The 17,306-nt window shown below is 71.9% G+C and carries 14 protein-coding genes; 3 read left to right on the forward strand and 11 right to left on the reverse strand.

The window, feature by feature from the left end; all coding sequences use genetic code 11:
- Positions 1-51: 51 nt before the first annotated feature.
- Positions 52-528, reverse strand: coding sequence for an indole-3-glycerol phosphate synthase (locus ACWGR4_RS00515; protein ID WP_379996381.1), 477 nt, complete (start codon positions 526-528; stop codon positions 52-54).
- A 137-nt stretch (positions 529-665) separates the two neighbouring features.
- A complete protein-coding gene (locus ACWGR4_RS00520; RefSeq protein ID WP_452131141.1) occupies positions 666-1,406 on the reverse strand; it encodes a dihydrofolate reductase family protein in 741 nt (246 codons plus the stop codon).
- Positions 1,407-1,437: 31 nt separating this feature from the next.
- Here ACWGR4_RS00520 and zapE point away from each other — a divergent pair, with 31 nt between their 5' ends.
- Positions 1,438-2,478 (forward strand): cell division protein ZapE, encoded by a 1,041-nt coding sequence (zapE, locus tag ACWGR4_RS00525; protein ID WP_452131140.1) that lies wholly within the window; start codon positions 1,438-1,440, stop codon positions 2,476-2,478.
- An 824-nt stretch (positions 2,479-3,302) separates the two neighbouring features.
- On the forward strand, positions 3,303-4,175 hold the full coding sequence (locus ACWGR4_RS00530; protein ID WP_452131147.1) for a PPK2 family polyphosphate kinase: 873 nt from the start codon (positions 3,303-3,305) through the stop codon (positions 4,173-4,175).
- 49 nt (positions 4,176-4,224) lie between these two features.
- On the opposite strand, the gene treZ is transcribed toward ACWGR4_RS00530, so the two are convergent.
- The 4 genes from treZ to ACWGR4_RS00550 all read right to left on the reverse strand — a co-directional run bounded on the left by treZ (position 4,225) and on the right by ACWGR4_RS00550 (position 10,940).
- Positions 4,225-5,985, reverse strand: a complete 1,761-nt coding sequence (gene treZ / locus ACWGR4_RS00535; RefSeq protein ID WP_452131139.1) for a malto-oligosyltrehalose trehalohydrolase — start codon at positions 5,983-5,985, stop codon at positions 4,225-4,227.
- Between the two features lie 84 nt (positions 5,986-6,069).
- Positions 6,070-8,361 carry a malto-oligosyltrehalose synthase gene (gene treY / locus ACWGR4_RS00540; RefSeq protein ID WP_452131138.1) on the reverse strand — a complete coding sequence of 764 codons (2,292 nt, stop codon included), beginning with the start codon at positions 8,359-8,361 and terminating at the stop codon, positions 6,070-6,072.
- A gap of 75 nt (positions 8,362-8,436) precedes the next feature.
- The gene (gene glgX, locus ACWGR4_RS00545) at positions 8,437-10,551 is read right to left on the reverse strand and encodes a glycogen debranching protein GlgX (RefSeq protein ID WP_452131146.1); all 2,115 of its coding nucleotides are present in this window, start codon (positions 10,549-10,551) and stop codon (positions 8,437-8,439) included.
- Positions 10,552-10,736: 185 nt separating this feature from the next.
- Positions 10,737-10,940 (reverse strand): hypothetical protein, encoded by a 204-nt coding sequence (locus tag ACWGR4_RS00550; RefSeq protein WP_379996391.1) that lies wholly within the window; start codon positions 10,938-10,940, stop codon positions 10,737-10,739.
- Positions 10,941-11,249: 309 nt separating this feature from the next.
- Here ACWGR4_RS00550 and ACWGR4_RS00555 point away from each other — a divergent pair, with 309 nt between their 5' ends.
- A complete protein-coding gene (locus tag ACWGR4_RS00555; RefSeq protein ID WP_452131137.1) occupies positions 11,250-12,668 on the forward strand; it encodes an SAV2148 family HEPN domain-containing protein in 1,419 nt (472 codons plus the stop codon).
- A 49-nt stretch (positions 12,669-12,717) separates the two neighbouring features.
- Here the strand turns inward: ACWGR4_RS00555 and ACWGR4_RS00560 are convergent, their stop codons facing one another.
- The 5 genes from ACWGR4_RS00560 to ACWGR4_RS00580 form a co-directional block, all read right to left on the reverse strand.
- Positions 12,718-13,605, reverse strand: coding sequence for a phosphotransferase enzyme family protein (locus tag ACWGR4_RS00560; protein ID WP_452131136.1), 888 nt, complete (start codon positions 13,603-13,605; stop codon positions 12,718-12,720).
- Between the two features lie 24 nt (positions 13,606-13,629).
- Positions 13,630-14,367 (reverse strand): sirohydrochlorin chelatase, encoded by a 738-nt coding sequence (locus tag ACWGR4_RS00565; RefSeq protein WP_452131135.1) that lies wholly within the window; start codon positions 14,365-14,367, stop codon positions 13,630-13,632.
- Positions 14,368-14,369: 2 nt separating this feature from the next.
- Positions 14,370-15,290, reverse strand: a complete 921-nt coding sequence (locus tag ACWGR4_RS00570) for an ABC transporter permease (RefSeq protein ID WP_379996400.1) — start codon at positions 15,288-15,290, stop codon at positions 14,370-14,372.
- Positions 15,277-16,074, reverse strand: coding sequence for an ABC transporter ATP-binding protein (locus ACWGR4_RS00575; protein ID WP_379996402.1), 798 nt, complete (start codon positions 16,072-16,074; stop codon positions 15,277-15,279). Before ACWGR4_RS00575 ends, ACWGR4_RS00570 begins: the two co-directional genes overlap by 14 nt.
- An 83-nt stretch (positions 16,075-16,157) precedes the next feature.
- Positions 16,158-17,222, reverse strand: coding sequence for an ABC transporter substrate-binding protein (locus ACWGR4_RS00580; RefSeq protein ID WP_379997304.1), 1,065 nt, complete (start codon positions 17,220-17,222; stop codon positions 16,158-16,160).
- Positions 17,223-17,306 lie beyond the last annotated feature (84 nt).

Raw genomic sequence — 17,306 nt, forward strand, 5'->3', positions numbered from 1 at the left:
CTCCTTCGAGTGGGGTGGACCCGCGTTCGGCGCGGGCTCCCCGCGATTGTGTCAGCTCATGTCGTGTGCGAAGAGCTTGAGCACCGGCACGCCCACGTTCTGTCGGGCCCGCGAGGCCCAGTCGCGGTGGAAGACCTCTTCGATGAAGTGCGGGTCGGTGAGCACGATCACCTCGTCGGCGTGGTGCCGGTCGACGATCTGCTTGAGGGTGTCCAGCGGGTCCCGGCCGGGGGTGGTCTCGCCGACGGCGTCGGCGCCGCTCGCGCGCAGTGCCGCCACGCTCGCCTCCAGGGTGCGTCGGGCCGCCTCCGCGCCGTCGTCGGGGCCGGGCCGCTGCTCGATGTCCTCGGCCGCCTCGTCCAGGCGCACCAGGGCCACGTCGTCCAGCGCCTGGAGCAGTTTGCGGTGGTCGGCCTTGCCGGGCAGGACCACCACGAACGACGTCTCGACGCCCTCGTGCAGGCCGGTCACGAACGCGACGTCCGCCTCGTTCAGGACCTTTTCCACGAGCAGCACGATCGTGTACACGCAACTCTCCCTTGATCCATCGGCCGAGCCGGGTGTCTGTGCCCCGTCTGCCCGGGAGTTCACCCTCCCACTTTCGCCGACCGGCGGGCGCCGCCGGGGCCGCCGCAACGGCCCCGGCCGGGTGCCGAAGGCACGCGTTACGCGCGGACGTAGCGGGAGAACAGCGCGCCGTCCTCCTCGAGGATCGAGATCGGGCGCATCGCCTGTGCCTCGGGGAGCGCGGGGCCGGCCAGGAGCCGGTGGGCGGGTCCCGAGGTCAGCAGCGGGCTCACGGTCAGACACAGCTCGTCCAGCCGGCCGCACGCGGCGATCTGCGCCAGTACGTGTGGGCCGCCCTCGGTGAGCTGCCGGGTCAGCCCGCGGGCGGCCAGCGCGTCCAGGGCCAGGCCCAGGTCGACCCGGTCGCGCCCGGCCAGGAGCACGTCGCCGTACTCGGCCGCCGCCGCCAGGCCCTTGGGCTGGGCCTCCTCGCAGGTGATCACGATGGTGGGGGTGACCGCCTCGGTGAACAGTGGCGTGGTGAAGTCGATGGCGAGGCTGCGCGAGACGATCGCGATCACCGGCGCGGGCAACTGCCCGGCGGCGGCCCGGGCGGCGGCGTAGGCGGGCCTGGGGCGCGGCGGCCGGTAGCCCTCCTGGCGCACGGTGGCGGCGCCCACCACGATCACGTCGGCCAGGCCGCGCAGCACGCCGAACACGCGCTTGTCCGCGGGCGAGGACAGTCCGGCGGAGAGGCCGTCGGGGGCCTGCGCGGCGCCGTCCAGGCTCGCCACCATGTTCGCCCGCAGCCAGGTGCGGTCGGGGGGATAGGCATAGGCCTCGACCAGGTCGACGTCGGGTTCGTCGGGGGTGGAGGGCACGGGAAGGAGACGGCGCATGCGACCGAGTTTCGCACGCGTCGTAGGCTTGATGATCGTGTCCGTAGCTCCTGTGTCGTTGACCACGCGCCACCCCAGCGTCCCCGCCGACCGCCTCGTCGCCGAGATGGTCCCGCCGCCGCGGTTCGGCGACGTGCGTTTCGACACGTACATCCCCGACCCGAATCAACCCGGGCAGGCCGCGGCCGTGGTCCGGCTGGAGCGGTTCGCGGCGGAGCTGAACGGGGACGGCGCCAAGCGCCGCTGGTTCCGCCGGGAGCAGGCGGCCGGGCCGAGCGGGATCTACCTCGACGGCGGCTACGGCGTCGGCAAGACCCACCTGCTGGCCTCGCTGTGGCACGCCTCGCCCGGCCCGAAGTCGCTGTGCACCTTCGTCGAGCTGACCAATCTGGTCGGCGCGCTCGGATTCCGGCGGACCGTCGAGGCGCTGTCCGGACACCGGCTGCTGTGCATCGACGAGTTCGAACTCGACGACCCGGGCGACACCGTCCTGGTGTCCACCCTCCTGGGCAAGCTCGCCGACGCCGGCGTCAAGCTCGCCGCGACCTCGAACACGCTGCCGGACAAACTCGGCGAAGGACGGTTCGCCGCGCAGGACTTCATGCGCGAGATACAGGGGTTGTCCTCGCGTTTCGAGGCGTTGCGCATCGACGGCGAGGACTACCGGCACCGGGGCCTGCCGGCGGCGCCCGCGCCGGTGGCCGAGGACATGGTCACCGCGGCCGCCGAGACCGCGCCCGACGGCGCCGCGCTGGACGACTTCCCCGCGCTGCTCGCGCACTTGGCCACGGTGCACCCCAGCCGCTACGGCGCGATGCTCGACGGGATCACCGGTGTCTTCTGGCACGGGGTGCACCCGGTCGAGGACCAGGGCACCGCGCTGCGTCTGGTGGTGCTCGCGGACCGGATGTACGACCGCGAGCTGCCGGTGGTGGCCTCGGGCGTGCCGTTCGACGAACTGTTCACCGAGGAACTGCTCGGCGGCGGCTACCGCAAGAAGTACCTGCGCGCGATCTCGCGCCTGGTTTCGATGGCCCGCGACGGCGCCGAGCGCATCCCCGCCCCTCGCTGATCCGCCGCCGCGGTACCGCCCGTGGGCGATCGGCGGGTCGGTGCGGCATCATCGGACCCGGGTCCCGACGACGCGGAGGCAGCGGCATGGCGAAGAAGGCCGACGGCAGGAGTGCAGGCAGGGCCGACCGGGGCGCGAAGGGGTCGACGCCGGTGGGTCTGGGCGAGGCCCCGGACGCCGAGGCGGTCGTGAAGGGGGCGACAGCCACGAAGAAGGCAGCCAAGGCCGCCAAGCTCGACAAGTCCGCGAAGGGCGACAAGCCCGCGAAGGGCGACAAGGCCGCCAAGCCCGCGAAGGCCGCGAAGCTCGACAAGCCCGCGAAGCTCGACAAGGACAAGGCCGCCAAGAAGGCCGCCAAGCTCGACAAGGTCGCCCGAGCCGCGAAGGCGGACCGGGTCGACGAGGCGGCCAAGGCCGCCAAGAAGGCCGCGAAGAAGGCGGCCAAGGTGCTCAAGGCCGAGCGCGAAGCGCAGGCCGACCTCGCCAAGGCGGCGAAGAAGGCCACGAAGAAGGCCGATCGTAAGGCCGCCGAGGCGTTGGAGGCCGCGGCCGAGCGGGTCGCCGCCGAGGCCGCGAAGGCGGCCAAGGCACTCGCGAAGCAGACCGAGGCCGAGCGCGCGATCGCCGAGGCACCGGCCGCGGACCCGGAGCCCGCCGTCGGCCCGGCCGTGCACCTGGTCGCCGACCCGGCGGACGATCCGGACCCCGACGCCGACCCCGCTGCCGAGCCCGCCGTCGACCCGACCGCCTCGTCCGCCGTCGAGCCGGGCCTGGCCGAGCAGGTGCCCGAGCCCGCCCCGCCCCGGCTCCGGGTGCTCGTCGAGGTGCCCGCCGAGAAGTACGCGCCCCCGGCCGATGTGCCGTCCGTACGGGCCGCGTTGCGGCTGCCGGGCGGCCCGGTGGACCTGGCCGCGATCGACCCGCGCGCCACGCCGAGCTTCGCGGGCGACAAGGCCGACGCGCTCGCCGACATCGGCGCGATGGGACCCCGGCTGGCCGAGCTCCAGGAGCGGCTGTACGCGCAGGCCGTGGCCAGCGGCGCGCGCCGCCGGGTGCTCCTGGTGGTCCAGGGCATGGACACCTCCGGCAAGGGCGGCACGGTCAAGCACGTGATCGGCCAGTTCAACCCGTCGGGCTGCCACATCCACGCGTTCAAGGCGCCGACCGAGGAGGAGCTCGCCCACCCGTTCCTGTGGCGGGTCCGCACCCAGGTGCCCGGGCCAGGTCTGATCGGCGTGTTCGACCGCTCGCACTACGAGGACGTACTGATCGCGCGGGTGCGCAACCTGGTCCCGCGTCAGGTGTGGTCGCGCCGCTACGCCACGATCAACCGCTTCGAGCAGGGCCTGGCCAAGGACGAGGTGACCGTGATCAAGGTCTTCCTGCACATCTCGCCCGAAGAGCAGAAGGAACGCCTGCTGGCCCGGCTCGACAATCCGGACAAACACTGGAAGTTCAACCCGGCCGACATCGACGAGCGTTCCGTGTGGCCCGACTACCGGACCGCCTACGAGGCCGCGCTGGAGAAGTGCGACGGCGACGCGGCACCCTGGTACGTGGTGCCGGCCGACCGCAAGTGGTACCGCAACTGGGCGATCAGCCGGCTGCTCCTGGAGCATCTGACCGAGTTGGACCCCCGGTACCCGGCGGGCGACTTCGACGTCGAGGCCGAGCGCAAGCGCCTGCTCGACGCCTGAGCGTCCCGACCACCCGGGCCGGCGGTCGCGGTCGGCGAGGCGGCACTCCCTAGCGGGTGCCGATCCGGACCACCGCGACCGAGGTCGCGGGCAGCCGCAGGGTGGTGCCGACCAGGCCCCGGCGGATCTCCGCGCGGTCGTCCCAGGCCGCGACGATCTCCGCCGCCCCGGTGCCCATCGGCAGCGTCGCGGGCTGCTCGGCCAGGTTGACCGCGGTACGGAACGCGCCCCGGTGCACCATCAGCCAGCCGGCGGTCTCCTCGAAGCTGACCTGCACCCGGGTCAGGTCCGGGTCGGTCAGGTTCTCCCATTCCCGGCGCAGCGCGATCAGCCGCCGGTACCAGGCCAGCAGGGCCGCGTGCGGGGCGCGGGCGGGCTCCTTCCAGTCCAGGCACGAGTCGCGCACGGTCTGCGCCGACTGCGGGTCGGGGATCTGCGCCGCGTCCCAGCCGTGCGAGGCGAACTCGGCGCGGCGGCCGTTGCGTACCGCCTCGGCCAGCTCCGGGTCGGTGTGGTCGGTGAAGTATTGCCAGGGCGTGGACGCGCCCCACTCCTCGCCCATGAACAACATCGGGGTGAACGGCGCGGTGAGCACGAGCGCGGCGCCCGCCGCGAGCAGGGCCGGCGGCAGGGTCGCCGAGATCCGGTCGCCGGTGGCCCGGTTGCCGACCTGGTCGTGGGTCTGGAGGTAGCCCAGGAAACGGTAGGCGGGCATCCGCGAGGTGGGCACCGGGCGGCCGTGCGTGCGCTCGCGGAACGAGGACCAGGTGCCGTCGTGCAGCCAGACCCGGGTGAGCGTCTTGGCGAGGGTGCCCATCGAGCCGAAGTCGCCGTAGTAGCCCTGGCGTTCGCCGGTGAGCAGGGCGTGCAACGCGTGGTGGAAGTCGTCGCTCCACTGGGCCTGCACGCCCATGCCGCCACTCTCGCGCGGGGTGACCACGCGGGGGTCGTTCAGGTCCGACTCGGCGATCAGGAACAGCGGCCGGCCGGTGGCGGCGGCGAGCTTGTCCACCGCCTCGGACAACTCCTCCAGGAACGGCACCGCGCGGTTGTCCGCGAGCGCGTGCACCGCGTCCAGGCGCAGTCCGTCCACGTGGTAGTCGCGCAGCCACATCAGCGCGCTGCCGACCAGGTAGGCGCGGACCTCGTCGGAGCCCGGGCCGTCCAGGTTCACCGCCGAGCCCCACGGGGTGCGGTAGCGGTCGGTGAAGTAGGGGCCGAAGGCGGGCAGGTGGTTCCCGGACGGGCCCAGGTGGTTGTGCACGACGTCGAGGATCACACCCAGGCCGTGCACGTGGCAGGCGTCCACGAACCGCTTGAGGCCGTCCGGGCCGCCGTAGGGCTCGTGCACCGCCCACGGGCACACGCCGTCGTAGCCCCACCCGTGCCGGCCCGGGAACGCGGACACCGGCATCACCTCGACGTGGGTGACGCCGAGGTCGACCAGGTGGTCGAGGCGCTCGACGGCCGCGGCGAACGTGCCCTCGGTGGTGAACGTACCGATGTGCAGCTCGTAGACGACCGCGCCCGGGAGCGGCCGGCCGGTCCAGGCCCCGTCGCCCCACGCGTACCCCGCGTGGTCGACCACGCGGCTCGGGCCGTCGGGGCCGGTGGGCTGCCACGGCGACCGCGGGTCGGGTAGCGGGTCGTTGCCGTCGATGGCGAACGCGTAGTCGCTGCCGTGTACCGCCGTCGGTACGTCCGCCTGCCACCACCCCGGCCGGTTCGCGTCGCGCATCGGCTTGCGTCGGCCGTCGACGACGACCTCCAGGGACGACGCTTTCGGAGCCCAGACCTCGAACCTGACCACGATGGTTGTGTCCTTTCGGGAACGGGTGCGAACGGGGGAGCGGGTGCGAACGGAGGGGAACGGCCGGGCGCCGGCCCCGGCCGGTCAGCCCCGGGTGAGCAGGGCGACGGGCAGGTCCTCCAGGATGTGCCGCAGGCGGGCCTGGCCGGTGTACGTGCCGCCGGTCAGCGCGTCGACCCAGCGGCCCTCGGGCAGCGGGAGCAGCGCGCCGCCCCAGTCGCCCTTGGCGGCGAGACCGGCCGGCAGCCGGGTCGCCACGGTGATCGCCTCGCCGCCGCGGATGAAGGCGATGGCGTGGTCCGCCTCCTTGCCGCGAGCGCGCAGCGGCGTGTAGGCGCCGGCGAACCAGTCGGGATGCGCGCGGCGCAGCCGCAGCGCGGCGGAGGTGACCTCGAGTTTGAGCGTGTCCAGCGGGCCGTGCTCGCGCCCGAAGTCGACGGGGGCCCGGTTGTCCGGGTCGACGAGGGTGTACAGCGCCAGTTCGCCGCCCTGGTACACGTCCGGTACGCCCGGCATGGTCAGCTGGACCAGCTTGGCGCCGAGCGAGACCGCGTGTGCGGCGCGGTCCACCACGGCGACGAAGTCGGCGATGTCGGCCGTGAGTTCGTCGTCGGCGAGGACGGCGCGCACGAATGCCTCGCTCGCCGTCTCGTAGTCCGGGTTCGGGTCGGCCCAGGTGGTTTCCCGGGCCGCCTCGCGCATCGCCTTGCGCAGGTAGGCGACCGCCCGGTCCGGAGTGAGCGGCCAGGCGCCGACCAGGGTCTGCCACAGCAGGTAGGTGTCGTAGCGGTCCGGGCCGAAGCGGAATTCGGAACGGTGCGGTCGGGACCGGTCGTTCCAGGCGTGCACCCGCTGCGCCCAGTCCTCGGGGATCTCCGCGAGCACCGACAGGCGGGCCCGGACGTCCTCGCTGCGCTTGGTGTCGTGGGTGCTCAGCGTGGTCATCGTGGTCGGGGACATGCGCCGGCAGGCGGCGTGGAACCCGGCGATGTCCAACCCGAACGTGTCGGGCGCGCCGCCGACCTCGTTCAGCGAACTCAGGGTGTACCAGCGGTAGAACGCACGATCCTCCACGCCCTTGGCCGCGAGCGCCGCCGCGACCTGGCCGAAGCGGATGCCGAACTCACCGTCGGCGAGCGCCAGTTCGGCGATCTCGCGGGCCGCCTCGGAAACCTGTCCCGGGACTCCCGTCAGGGCCCGGGCCATCGCGGCGATCGAGCCGGGACCGGCGCCGGGGTAGGGGCGGTAGGTGGGGAACGCGGTCAGCAGCGGGGGCAGCGCGCGGCCGACGTCGCCGGCTCCGGCCACCGGCTCCAGCCGGTCCAGGGTGCGGCGCAGCCGGGCGAACTCGGTGGCCAGGCCGCCGGCGAGGACCTCGGCCCTGGCTTCTTGCGCGAGGTAGTCGAAGCCTTCGCGCACCCCGGTTTGTTCGCGGTGCAGCGCGCGCAGCGGGTCGGCGCCCTCGGGGTCCAGGAAGAGGTTGTCCACCCGGCGCAGCGCGTCGTAGCCGGTGGTGCCGTCGCAGGCCCAGTCGGCGGGCAGGGTCTCCTCGTCGGAGAGGATCTTCTCCACCACGATCCACGCGTTCGGCGCGGCGGCGCGCAGCCGCTCCAGGTAGGCGCGCGGGTCGGCGAGGCCGTCGGGGTGGTCGATCCGCAGCCCGTGGATCAGGCCCTCGTTCAGCAGCCGCACCATGGTGGCGTGGGTGGCCGCGAAGACCTCGTCGTCCTCTTGGCGCAGGGCGATGAGGCCGGCGATGGTGAAGAAGCGGCGGTAATTCAGTTCGGTGTCGGCGCGCCGCCAGTGCGCGAGTTCGTAGTGCTGGGCGGCGAGCAGTTCGTCGAGTGCGAGCTTTTCGGTGCCGGGCCGGAGCGGGAACTCGTGGTCGTGGTAGCGCAGCACGTGGCCGTCCACGATCAGCTCGTCGGCGACCTCCTCGACCGGGCCGCCGAGCACGGGCAGCAGGACGCGCCCGTCGTGCCGGGTCCAGTCGATGTCGAACCAGCGGGCGTAGGGCGAGTCGGCCCCCTCGCGCAGCGTCTCCCACAGCGGCCGGTTCAGCGACTCGGGTGCGGGCACCGCCATGTGGTTGGGCACGATGTCCACCACGATGCCGAGCCCGTGTGCGGCGGCGGCCGTCGCCAACTCGCGCAGCCCGTCCTCGCCGCCGAGGTCGGCGGACACGCGCGAGTGGTCGACCACGTCGTAGCCGTGGGTGGATCCGGGGACGGCCTGCAGGATCGGCGACAGGTGCAGGTGACTCACCCCGAGCGAGGCGAGGTGGGGCACGGCTGCGGCGGCCTCGGCGAACCCGAAGGCGGGTTGCAGCTGGAGCCGGTAGGTGCCGGTCGGAACACGAGAAGGCGACGAGGTCATGCCGACAAGCTTCCCCGGACATCCGCGACCTACCACCCGCCGGGGTGGTGAAACCCACGCCGGCGGGTGATCGGGTCACGGTCGTTGCAGGACCACCAGCGAGCGGGGCTCGACGGTCTGGGCGGCGCCGCCCTCGATGGTGGGGCGGGACTTGGGCTCGTGTATCACCGTCTTGTCGTCGGCGGTGTCGACCACCACGGTCCAGGATCGGCCCAGGTCCACGGGGATGGTGAACTCCTCTGCCTCGTGCGAGGCGTTGAACAGCAGCAGGAACGAGTCGTCGGTGATCTTTTGGCCGCGCGGGTCCGGTTCCGAGATGGCGTTGCCGTTGAGGAAGACGGCGACCGACTTGGCCGCGGCCGCCCACCAGTCGCCGTCCGACATCTCCTCGCCCGTGGGGGTGAACCAGGCGATGTCGGTCAGCTCGTCGTGGGTGCCCTGGACGGATCTGCCGTGGAAGAAGCGGCGGCGCCGAAAGACCGGGTGGTCGGCGCGCAGCCGGGTCATCATCCGGGTGAATTCGAGCAGGTCGGGGCCCTCGCCCTCGGGCCAGCGCACCCAGGAGAGTTCGTTGTCCTGGCAGTAGACGTTGTTGTTGCCCTGCTGGGTGCGGCCGAACTCGTCGCCGTGCGCGATCATCGGCACGCCCTGGGACAGCAGCAGCGTGGCGATGAAGTTGCGCTGTTGGCGGGCGCGCAGCGCGAGGATGTCCGGGTCGTCGGTCTCGCCCTCGACGCCGTGGTTCCAGGACCGGTTGTGGCTCTCGCCGTCGCGGTTGTCCTCACGGTTGGCCGCGTTGTGCTTGTCGTTGTACGACACCAGGTCGTGCAGCGTGAAGCCGTCGTGGCAGGTGACGAAGTTGATCGAGGCGATCGGTCGGCGGCCGTCGTCCTGGTACAGGTCGGAGGAGCCGGTCAGCCGCGAGCCGAACTCGGCGAGGGTGCGCTCCTCGCCGCGCCAGAAGTCGCGCACCGTGTCGCGATACTTGCCGTTCCACTCGGTCCACAGCGGCGGGAAGTTGCCCACCTGGTAGCCGCCCTCGCCGACGTCCCACGGCTCGGCGATCAGCTTGACCTGGGAGACCACCGGGTCCTGCTGGACCAGGTCGAAGAACGAGGACAGCCGGTCCACCTCGTGGAACTGCCGGGCCAGCGTGGCGGCCAGGTCGAAGCGGAACCCGTCCACGTGCATGTCGGTGACCCAGTAGCGCAGCGAGTCCATGATCAGCTGCAACACGTGCGGGCTGCGCATCAGCAGGCTGTTGCCGGTGCCGGTGGTGTCCAGGTAGTAGCGCTTGTCGTCGGCGAGCCGGTAGTAGGACGCGTTGTCCAGGCCGCGGAAGGACAGTGTGGGGCCCAGATGGTTGCCCTCGGCGGTGTGGTTGTAGACCACGTCGAGGATCACCTCGATGCCCGCTGCGTGCAGCGCCTTGACCATCGAGCGGAACTCCTGGACCTGCTGCCCGCGTTCGCCGGTGGAGGAGTAGGCCGCGTGCGGCGCGAAGAAACCGATCGTGTTGTAGCCCCAGTAGTTGCGCATCCCCAGGTCGGACAACCGGTGGTCCTGGACGAACTGGTGCACCGGCATCAGCTCGATCGCGGTCACCCCCAGGCTCACCAGGTGCTCGATCACCGCCGGGTGCGCCATGCCCGCGTAGGTGCCCCGGATCTCCTCGGGCAGGCCCGGGTGGCTGCGGGTCAGCCCGCGCACGTGCGCCTCGTAGATCACCGTGTCGTGGTAGCCGGTGCGCGGCGGCCGGTCGTCGCCCCAGTCGAAGTAGGGGTTGATCACCACCGAGTTCATCGTGTGCGGACCGGAGTCGGTGGTGCTCATCAGATCCGGGTGTTCGAACGAGTAGCCGTACATCGACTCGTGCCAGTGCACCTCGCCGCACATCGCCTTGGCGTACGGGTCGAGCAGCAGCTTGTTCGGGTTGCACCGGGCGCCCGCGGCCGGGTCGAACGGGCCCTGGACGCGGTAGCCGTAGCGCTGCCCGGGTTGGATCCCGGGCAGGTAGGCGTGCCGGACGAAGGCGTCGGCCTCGCGCAGCTCGATGCGCTCCTCGGTGCCCTCCTCGTCCAGCAGACACAACCAGACGCGTTCGGCGGCCTCCGAGAAGACCGCGAAGTTGGTGCCGGCGCCGTCGTACGTGGCGCCCAGCGGATACGAATGACCGGGCCAGACCTGCATGAGCAACCTGCTTTGTCGCGGATCGTGCTTCGGCAGCATTTCGGCAGCTTGCAGTCTCCCGTACCGGACCCGATCCGGGGGTGCAATCCACTCCGGCGTCCCCCGGTCGGGTGGATTTCATGCCTGGAGCGGGCGTCGTCCGGTCGGCCGAACCGATCGTTGCCGATCATTTGTGGTCGTAACGGTCAGATCCAGTCGAGCAGTTCGGCGGCGAGCATTTCCTCCCGGCAGGGCCGAGCGCCGCCGCACGAGCACGCCACGCCGTCGCTGCCGGGGGTCGCGGTGCGCCGATGGTGCGCGAAGATCCCCGCGACCACATCGCGATACCGGGCGAAATCGTCCTCGGCGCCGTCGTGTACCGCCGGGATCCTGCTGTTCGTGGCCAACATGACGACCTCCTGGGTGCCACGGTTCCTGCCGGATGAGACGGATCGTCGATCCGTCTCGGTTGCGCCCCGGACCAGGAGGAGGGAAGACCCTCCCCCATCCGGCAATTGTTTCGCTGGGACATTGCGTTGCTCGGCAGAAGTTGCCAGAGCGTGTCGAGTCCCCCCAATCGCCTTACGCCATCCGGGTAATGCCGGTGGATTCGTCACCCGAACGGGGCACGCCGACCGGCCCGCGCGGGCCCCCCGAGGCCGCCGGGTTTCGCTATACGCTCGTTCGGTTCCGGCTCGACGACGAACGGATGGGACGCGATGGCCGATCGGGAGTCCAACCCGCCACCCTCGACAACCGACGAGGATCCCGCGGCGGGGACGAGTACGACCGGCCTCGACGGCACGACCGGATTCGGCTCGGGTGGCGACACCTTCCCGGACCCGTACGCCCCCTGTCCCGACGGCGATCCCCCGGGCGGCACCGCCGGCCTCCCGGGCACCGTCGGACTCACCGACACCGGCTCGTTCGCCCTCGACCCGGGCGGCCTGCCCGGCCCCCGCCACGCGGCCGCCGGCACGGCCGTCCTGGACGGTTCCGGGCCGCCCGACCCGCTGCCGGGGATAGACCCCGCGACGCTCACCTGGACCGAGGACGACTGGGCCGCCGCCCTGCTGCGTGGGCGCCGGGCAGGTCGGGCGTACGTGTACCTGAACCTGATCGAGCAGCGGCTGCGCGCGGTGATCAGCGCGGTGCTCGTCCCCGTCTACGGACCCGGCGAGCACCCACACGACGACGGCGCCTGGGTGCTCGCCGCGGCCGGCAACGTGCAGAACGAATGGGTCGAACGGGCCGAGGCGGTACGGGAGATGAGCCGCCGGCGCGGCTACATCGTGGACCCCGCCGACGACGAGCTGATCGCCTTTTTGACCCTGCCGCAACTGCGCGAGCTGATGGTGCGCAACTGGTGGTGCTTCGAGCCCTTCCTGCCGGACCGGCGCAAGCTGGAACGCGCCCTGGAGGAGGTCGAGATCGGCCGGCACATCGTGGCCCGCAACCGGGTGCTCTCGCCCGACGTGCTCGCCCAGGTGGAACGCGCGTGCCTGCGCGTGCTGGCCATGCTGGACGGGCCGCTCGCCGAACAGGGCGACCGGCGGCTGGCCCTGGACGCGGTCGAGGAGTTGTTCGCCGGGCGCTACGCCGACGTGGTGGGCGTCTTCCAGGACCGCTCCGCGCTGCAGCGCCGGTTGCCGTTCGCCGACCTGGTCGACGGCGCGCGCGGGATCGACGCGATGGGCGTCTCGCTCAACCTGCTGTGCCAGAACTACTCGGGCCGCGATCTGGCCCGACTCGGCGCCGGCGGGTGCGACATGCGGCTGCTCTTCCTCAACCCGGCGGGCGACGCGATGAAGCAGCGCGAGCGCGACGAGGGCATCAAGAAGGGACTGCTGTCCCGGATGACCACGCTCAACATCCTGCACATGCGCCGCGTCCGGGCGAAGCTGCGCGAGCCGCGCCGGATCGAGATCCGCCTCTACGACGAGGCGCCGCGCTTCGGGGCCTACCTGGTGGACGGGGACGTGGGGCTGATCCAGCCGTATCTGCGGCACGCGCGCGGCGTCGAGTCGCCCGCGTTCGTGTTGCGTGCCGACGCGGCGGGTGGCCCCGTGCGCGGGCTCTACCCGCTGTTCCAGGAGGAGTTCGAGCAACTGTGGGCGGCGGGCAAGCGGACCTCGTGAGCGCCGGGGCGCCGGTCGGAAGGTGTGCCGGTCGACGCCGGAGCGCCCGTCAGAACGCGTGCCAGCGCGCCTCGGTGTCACCGGTGCGCAGGGTGCGGACCCGGTGGTGGAACTCCTCCTCCGCCGCCGGGTTGCCCGGCACGTGCTGGGCAACCCACGCGGTGGCGGCCAACTCGCGGGTGTCGCGCAGCACCCGGTAGCCGGCCCACTCGGTCACATCGAAGCCGTACTTGCGGGCGAACCGCCGCTCCGCGCCGTCGGGCAGGCCGTAGCGGGCGGCGGCCATCGGGGTGAGCACCAAGTCGAACTCGCGCAGGTCGTGCGCAACCGTCTCCCAGTCCAACAGCAGTGCCCGGCCGCCGTGTACGCCCACGTTGCGCAGCAGCGCGTCGCCGTGGATCAGGCCGGTCGGCAACGCCGGGGTCAGCTCGCGACAGGCCGCCTCCAACTCGTCGCGGCGCGCCGACAGATAGCGCCGATCGGCCAGCCCCACCGCCGCGTCGGCCGAATCCAACCAGGTCTCCACCAGCGCCAGCGGATGCCGCGCGGGCAGCGCGAACGGCGGCGCGGGCAACGCGTGCAGCTTGCGCAACAGCCGGGCCAGATCGCCCACGTTCGGCTCACGCTCGGCCGGCGGCAACAACTCCCAGAAAGTGACCGGGCGTCCGTCCACCAACACCGGCCGGGCCTCGACCCCGGCCGCCGGTCGCACCGCCGGGAAGTCCTGTTCGGCCAGCCAGCACGCGACCGCGATCTCGCGCCGCGCGCGCTCGGCCAGATGCGCCCCTCGGGCCACCCGCGCGACCAGGCCCGGACCGGGCAGCGCGAACACCGCGTTCTCGCCGAAGGAGAGCAACGTCGCGTCGGCGGACGGCACTCCGACCTCCGCACACGCGCGCACGAGCACCGAACGTTCGCCGGCCACCGAGTCGATCACGCCGGTGATGGTACCCGTCCGGACTCAGGCGGAGAGCCCGGATCTCGACGGCAGCGCCGCGTCGTAGCGATCGAGCACCAACCGGGCGATTTGGGGGGTGTCCGCGACCGGTTCGGTGACCAGTTCGGCACCGGCCGCAAGCGCCTGTTCGACGATGCGGTCAGGCAGGATCCCGGGCGCCAGCATGCAGGACGCCACCACGATCCGCTCGGCGCCCAGGGAGCGCAACCCCTCGACCGCGGCGGCGACGGTGGAGCCCTGGTGGACGGAGGCGAACGCGGGGACCACGGCGCACCAACCGGTACGCCGCCACTCCCGCGCGACGATGGTGGTCACCGCGTTCGCCTCCGGATCGGTGGAGCCCGCGGTGGCCAGGACGACGCCGTATCGGGCGTCTCCCGGCCGTATCCCGGCCTCGTGCATGCGCAGGTTCAAAGCGTCGAGCAACAGCGGGGACGGGGCCAGCGTGGCCGTCTGATGCACCGTCAAGCCGCGATGGCGCAGTACGTTCGGCACGTCCTGCTTGGCGTGGAACGCCGGAGTGAACAGCAGCGGCACCGCGACCACGGTGCCCGCGCCGGCCGCGGCCAACTCGGCCAACCGTTCCGGCACGCGCGGCCCGCAGTGGTCCAGATAGCCGATCTCCACCCGCAACCCGGGCCGCAGCGCGCGCACCCGCGCGGCCAGAGCGGCCATCGCCGCGGCATGCCGGGGATCGCGGCTGCCGTGCGCGACGGCCAAAAGCGGGGGAGCGAGGTTCACGGCTATGCGCCTCCGGTCAGTCCGCGTCGGCGCAGTACCACACGTTCGATCGGGGTGAACACCAGCATGTCGATGCCGATGCCCACGATCAGGATCAACACCACCGCGGTCAACATCATCGGCATGTCGCCCAGGTCTCTGCCCTGGTTCATCAACTGGCCCAGGCCCACGCCGAGTTCCGGCCCGGCCGCGATCAGCTCGGCAGCCATCAGCGAGCGCCAGGAGAACGCCCAGCCCTGCTTGAGGCCGGCGAGGTAGCCGGGCAGCGACGCGGGCAACATCACGTGCCACACGCCGTTGAGCCCGCGCGCCCCGAGCACCCGGCCCGCGCGCAGGTACAGCGGAGGGATCTGGTCGATGCCGGACACCAGACCGTTCGCGATCGAGGGCACCGCGCCGAGCAGCACCACCGCGTAGATCGCGCTGTTGTTCAGCCCGAACCAGATCACCGCCGGCGGTACCCACGCGACCGAGGGCAACGATTGGAGCCCGGACAGGATCGGTCCGATCGCCGCCCGGATCCAGCTCACCCGGGCCACGATCAGACCCAGCGGAGTGCCGATGGCGACCGCGATCGCAAAGCCCAGGATGCCTCGGGAGAGGCTGGTCCACAGGATGTCGAAGACGGTGCCCTTGTTCCACTGCACCATGAACGCGTCCCACACGTCGGCGGGGCTGGGCAGCGCGTAGCGGGGCTTGAGCTCCATCCAGTAGGCGATCTGCCAGGCCACCAGCACCAGCAGGATCGCGACGACCGGCGGCAGCACCTTCTCCAGGAGCACCCGACCGAACGACGCGCGCTCCTTGTCGTACGTCTCCAGCGCGTCCAGCCCCGCCTCGAGGCCGGCGAGGTCCGCCGCGTCGGGCTCCGTGGCGTCGGCCCCCGCCGCGGGGGCGGACTTGGTCAGATCAGGCGCGGCCATGGCGGCGGATCTCCCCTCGCAGGTGGTCGGTGATCTCGACGGACAACTCCGATACGCCGGCCGATTCGATCCGGCGCGGCTGCGGGATGTCGATGGTCCATTCACGGGCGATCCGCCCGGGGCGCGAGGACATCAGCACGACGCGCTGGGCCAGTCGTACCGCCTCGCGCACGTTGTGCGTCACGAACACCACGGAGCGGCCGGTCTCCGCCCAGATCCGGGTCAGTTCGTCGTGCAGCACGTCGCGGGTGATCGCGTCCAGGGCGGCGAACGGCTCGTCCATCAGCAGCAGATCGCCGGCCTGCGCCAGCGCGCGCGCCAGTGCGACGCGCTGGCGCATGCCGCCGGACAACTCGTGCACCCGCTTGTCGTACGCCTCACCGAGCCGGACCAGCCCGAGTAGCGCCTGGGCCTCGGCGCGGCGCTGCTCGCGCGGCACCCCGCGCAGTTTCAGGGCCAGTTCGATGTTCTTGCCCGCGGTCAGCCAGGGGAACAGCGCGTGGTCCTGGAACATCAGCGCGGGGCGCCCGCCGGGGACCTCGATGGTGCCCGAGGTCGGCTGGTCCAGGTCGGCTATCAGGTTGAGCACAGTGGACTTCCCGCAGCCCGACGCGCCCAGGAGGCAGACGAACTCGCCCGGGGCCACGGTCAGGTCGATGCCGTCCAGGACCGGGGCACCGCCGGAGCGGCCGAACACCTTGGTGACCTGGTCAAGGCGGACCGCGAAGCCGGTTCCGACGGGGGTCGTGGCCTGGGGCGTGGCCTCGCTGATGGTCTGGGTCATGTCCGGATCACCTCTCTCGGTGGCGCGTCGGGCGGGAAGTGCTCACCCGGGCCGGCCGGCCCGGGGCGGAACGGGCGTGGGCGCTACTTCTTCGGGCCCAGGCCCGCGTCGCTCACCGCGGGCTTGCCGGCGGCGGTGAGGACCTTGTTCAGGATGGTCAGGTCGTAGATGCCGTGGATGTCGAGCTTCTTGGTCACGCCCACCGCGACCCCGTCCTCGGAGAGCTTCACCAGCGACGCGGCGAGCGGGTCGTTGGTGATGGCGATGTTCGGCCACGCCGCGTCGAGCACGTTCTGCGCGAGCGGCTTGCCCGCGAACTCGGTGATCTTGGCGTTGACCGCGGCCTTGGCCTTGTCCTGGTTGCCGGCCGCCCAGTCGTTCGCGGCGACCTGACCCTTGATCAGGGCCTCGACGGTGTCCGGGTGTTCCTTGAGGAACTTGGTGGACACGATCAGGTCGGTGGTGACGAACTTGCCCTCCGGCCACAACGTGCGCTCGTCCACGAGCACCTTGGCGTTCGCCTCCAGGACCAGGCGGGTGGCCCACGGCTCGGGCAGCCAGGCGCCGTCCAGCTCGCCCTTTTGGAACGCGGCGAGGGACTGCGCGTTGTCGGTCGGGACCACGCTCACGTCGCCCTTGCCGGAGGTGTCCACGCTGTAGCCGTTCTTGGTCAGCCACGCGCGCAGGGCGACGTCCTGGGTGCCGCCGAGCTGCGGCGAGGCGATCTTCTTGCCCTTGAGGTCGGCGGGCCCGTTGATGCCCGGCTTGACCACCAGGGACGCGCCGCCCGAGGTGGCGCCGGCGACGATCCGCAAGAGTTCGCCGTTGGTGCTGGTGAACCCGGAGATCGAGGGGTTCGGGCCGATGTAGGTCGCGTCGATCGAACCGCCCTTGAGCGCCTCGATCGCGGCCGGACCGGCGTTGAACACCTGCGGCTTGATCTCGGTGGTGCCCAACTCCTTCGCGAAGAAGCCCTCGTTCAGCCCGATCAGTGGCGTTGCGTGGGTGACGTTGGCGAAGAAGCCGAGCCGGATCTGCGAGGCCGACGTGCCCGCCTTCGCGCCGCCCGCCGTCGCCGGACCCGCGCCCGCGGCGGGCGTCTTCTTCTTGTCGTCCTTCTTGTCCGAGCCGTAGCCGCACGCGGACATGGCGAGCAGCGGCAGGAGGAGGGCGGCAGCGAAGCCGGTACGGATGGATCTGCGGCGGTATTGGCCGGAATACGTCCCGAAAAC

The organism is Embleya sp. NPDC055664 (assembly GCF_053618075.1).

Excerpts from the sequence above, each read along its gene's own strand:
- treY (WP_452131138.1), bottom strand. The coding sequence starts at position 8,361 with ATGACCTCGTCGCCTTCTCGTGTTCCGACCGGCACCTACCGGCTCCAG.
- ACWGR4_RS00555 (WP_452131137.1), top strand. The coding sequence starts at position 11,250 with ATGGCCGATCGGGAGTCCAACCCGCCACCCTCGACAACCGACGAGGAT.
- ACWGR4_RS00580 (WP_379997304.1), bottom strand. The coding sequence starts at position 17,222 with ATGTCCGCGTGCGGCTACGGCTCGGACAAGAAGGACGACAAGAAGAAG.
- ACWGR4_RS00570 (WP_379996400.1), bottom strand. The coding sequence starts at position 15,290 with ATGGCCGCGCCTGATCTGACCAAGTCCGCCCCCGCGGCGGGGGCCGAC.
- ACWGR4_RS00520 (WP_452131141.1), bottom strand. The coding sequence starts at position 1,406 with ATGCGCCGTCTCCTTCCCGTGCCCTCCACCCCCGACGAACCCGACGTC.
- ACWGR4_RS00575 (WP_379996402.1), bottom strand. The coding sequence starts at position 16,074 with ATGACCCAGACCATCAGCGAGGCCACGCCCCAGGCCACGACCCCCGTC.
- zapE (WP_452131140.1), top strand. The coding sequence starts at position 1,438 with ATGATCGTGTCCGTAGCTCCTGTGTCGTTGACCACGCGCCACCCCAGC.
- glgX (WP_452131146.1), bottom strand. The coding sequence starts at position 10,551 with ATGCAGGTCTGGCCCGGTCATTCGTATCCGCTGGGCGCCACGTACGAC.
- ACWGR4_RS00550 (WP_379996391.1), bottom strand. The coding sequence starts at position 10,940 with ATGTTGGCCACGAACAGCAGGATCCCGGCGGTACACGACGGCGCCGAG.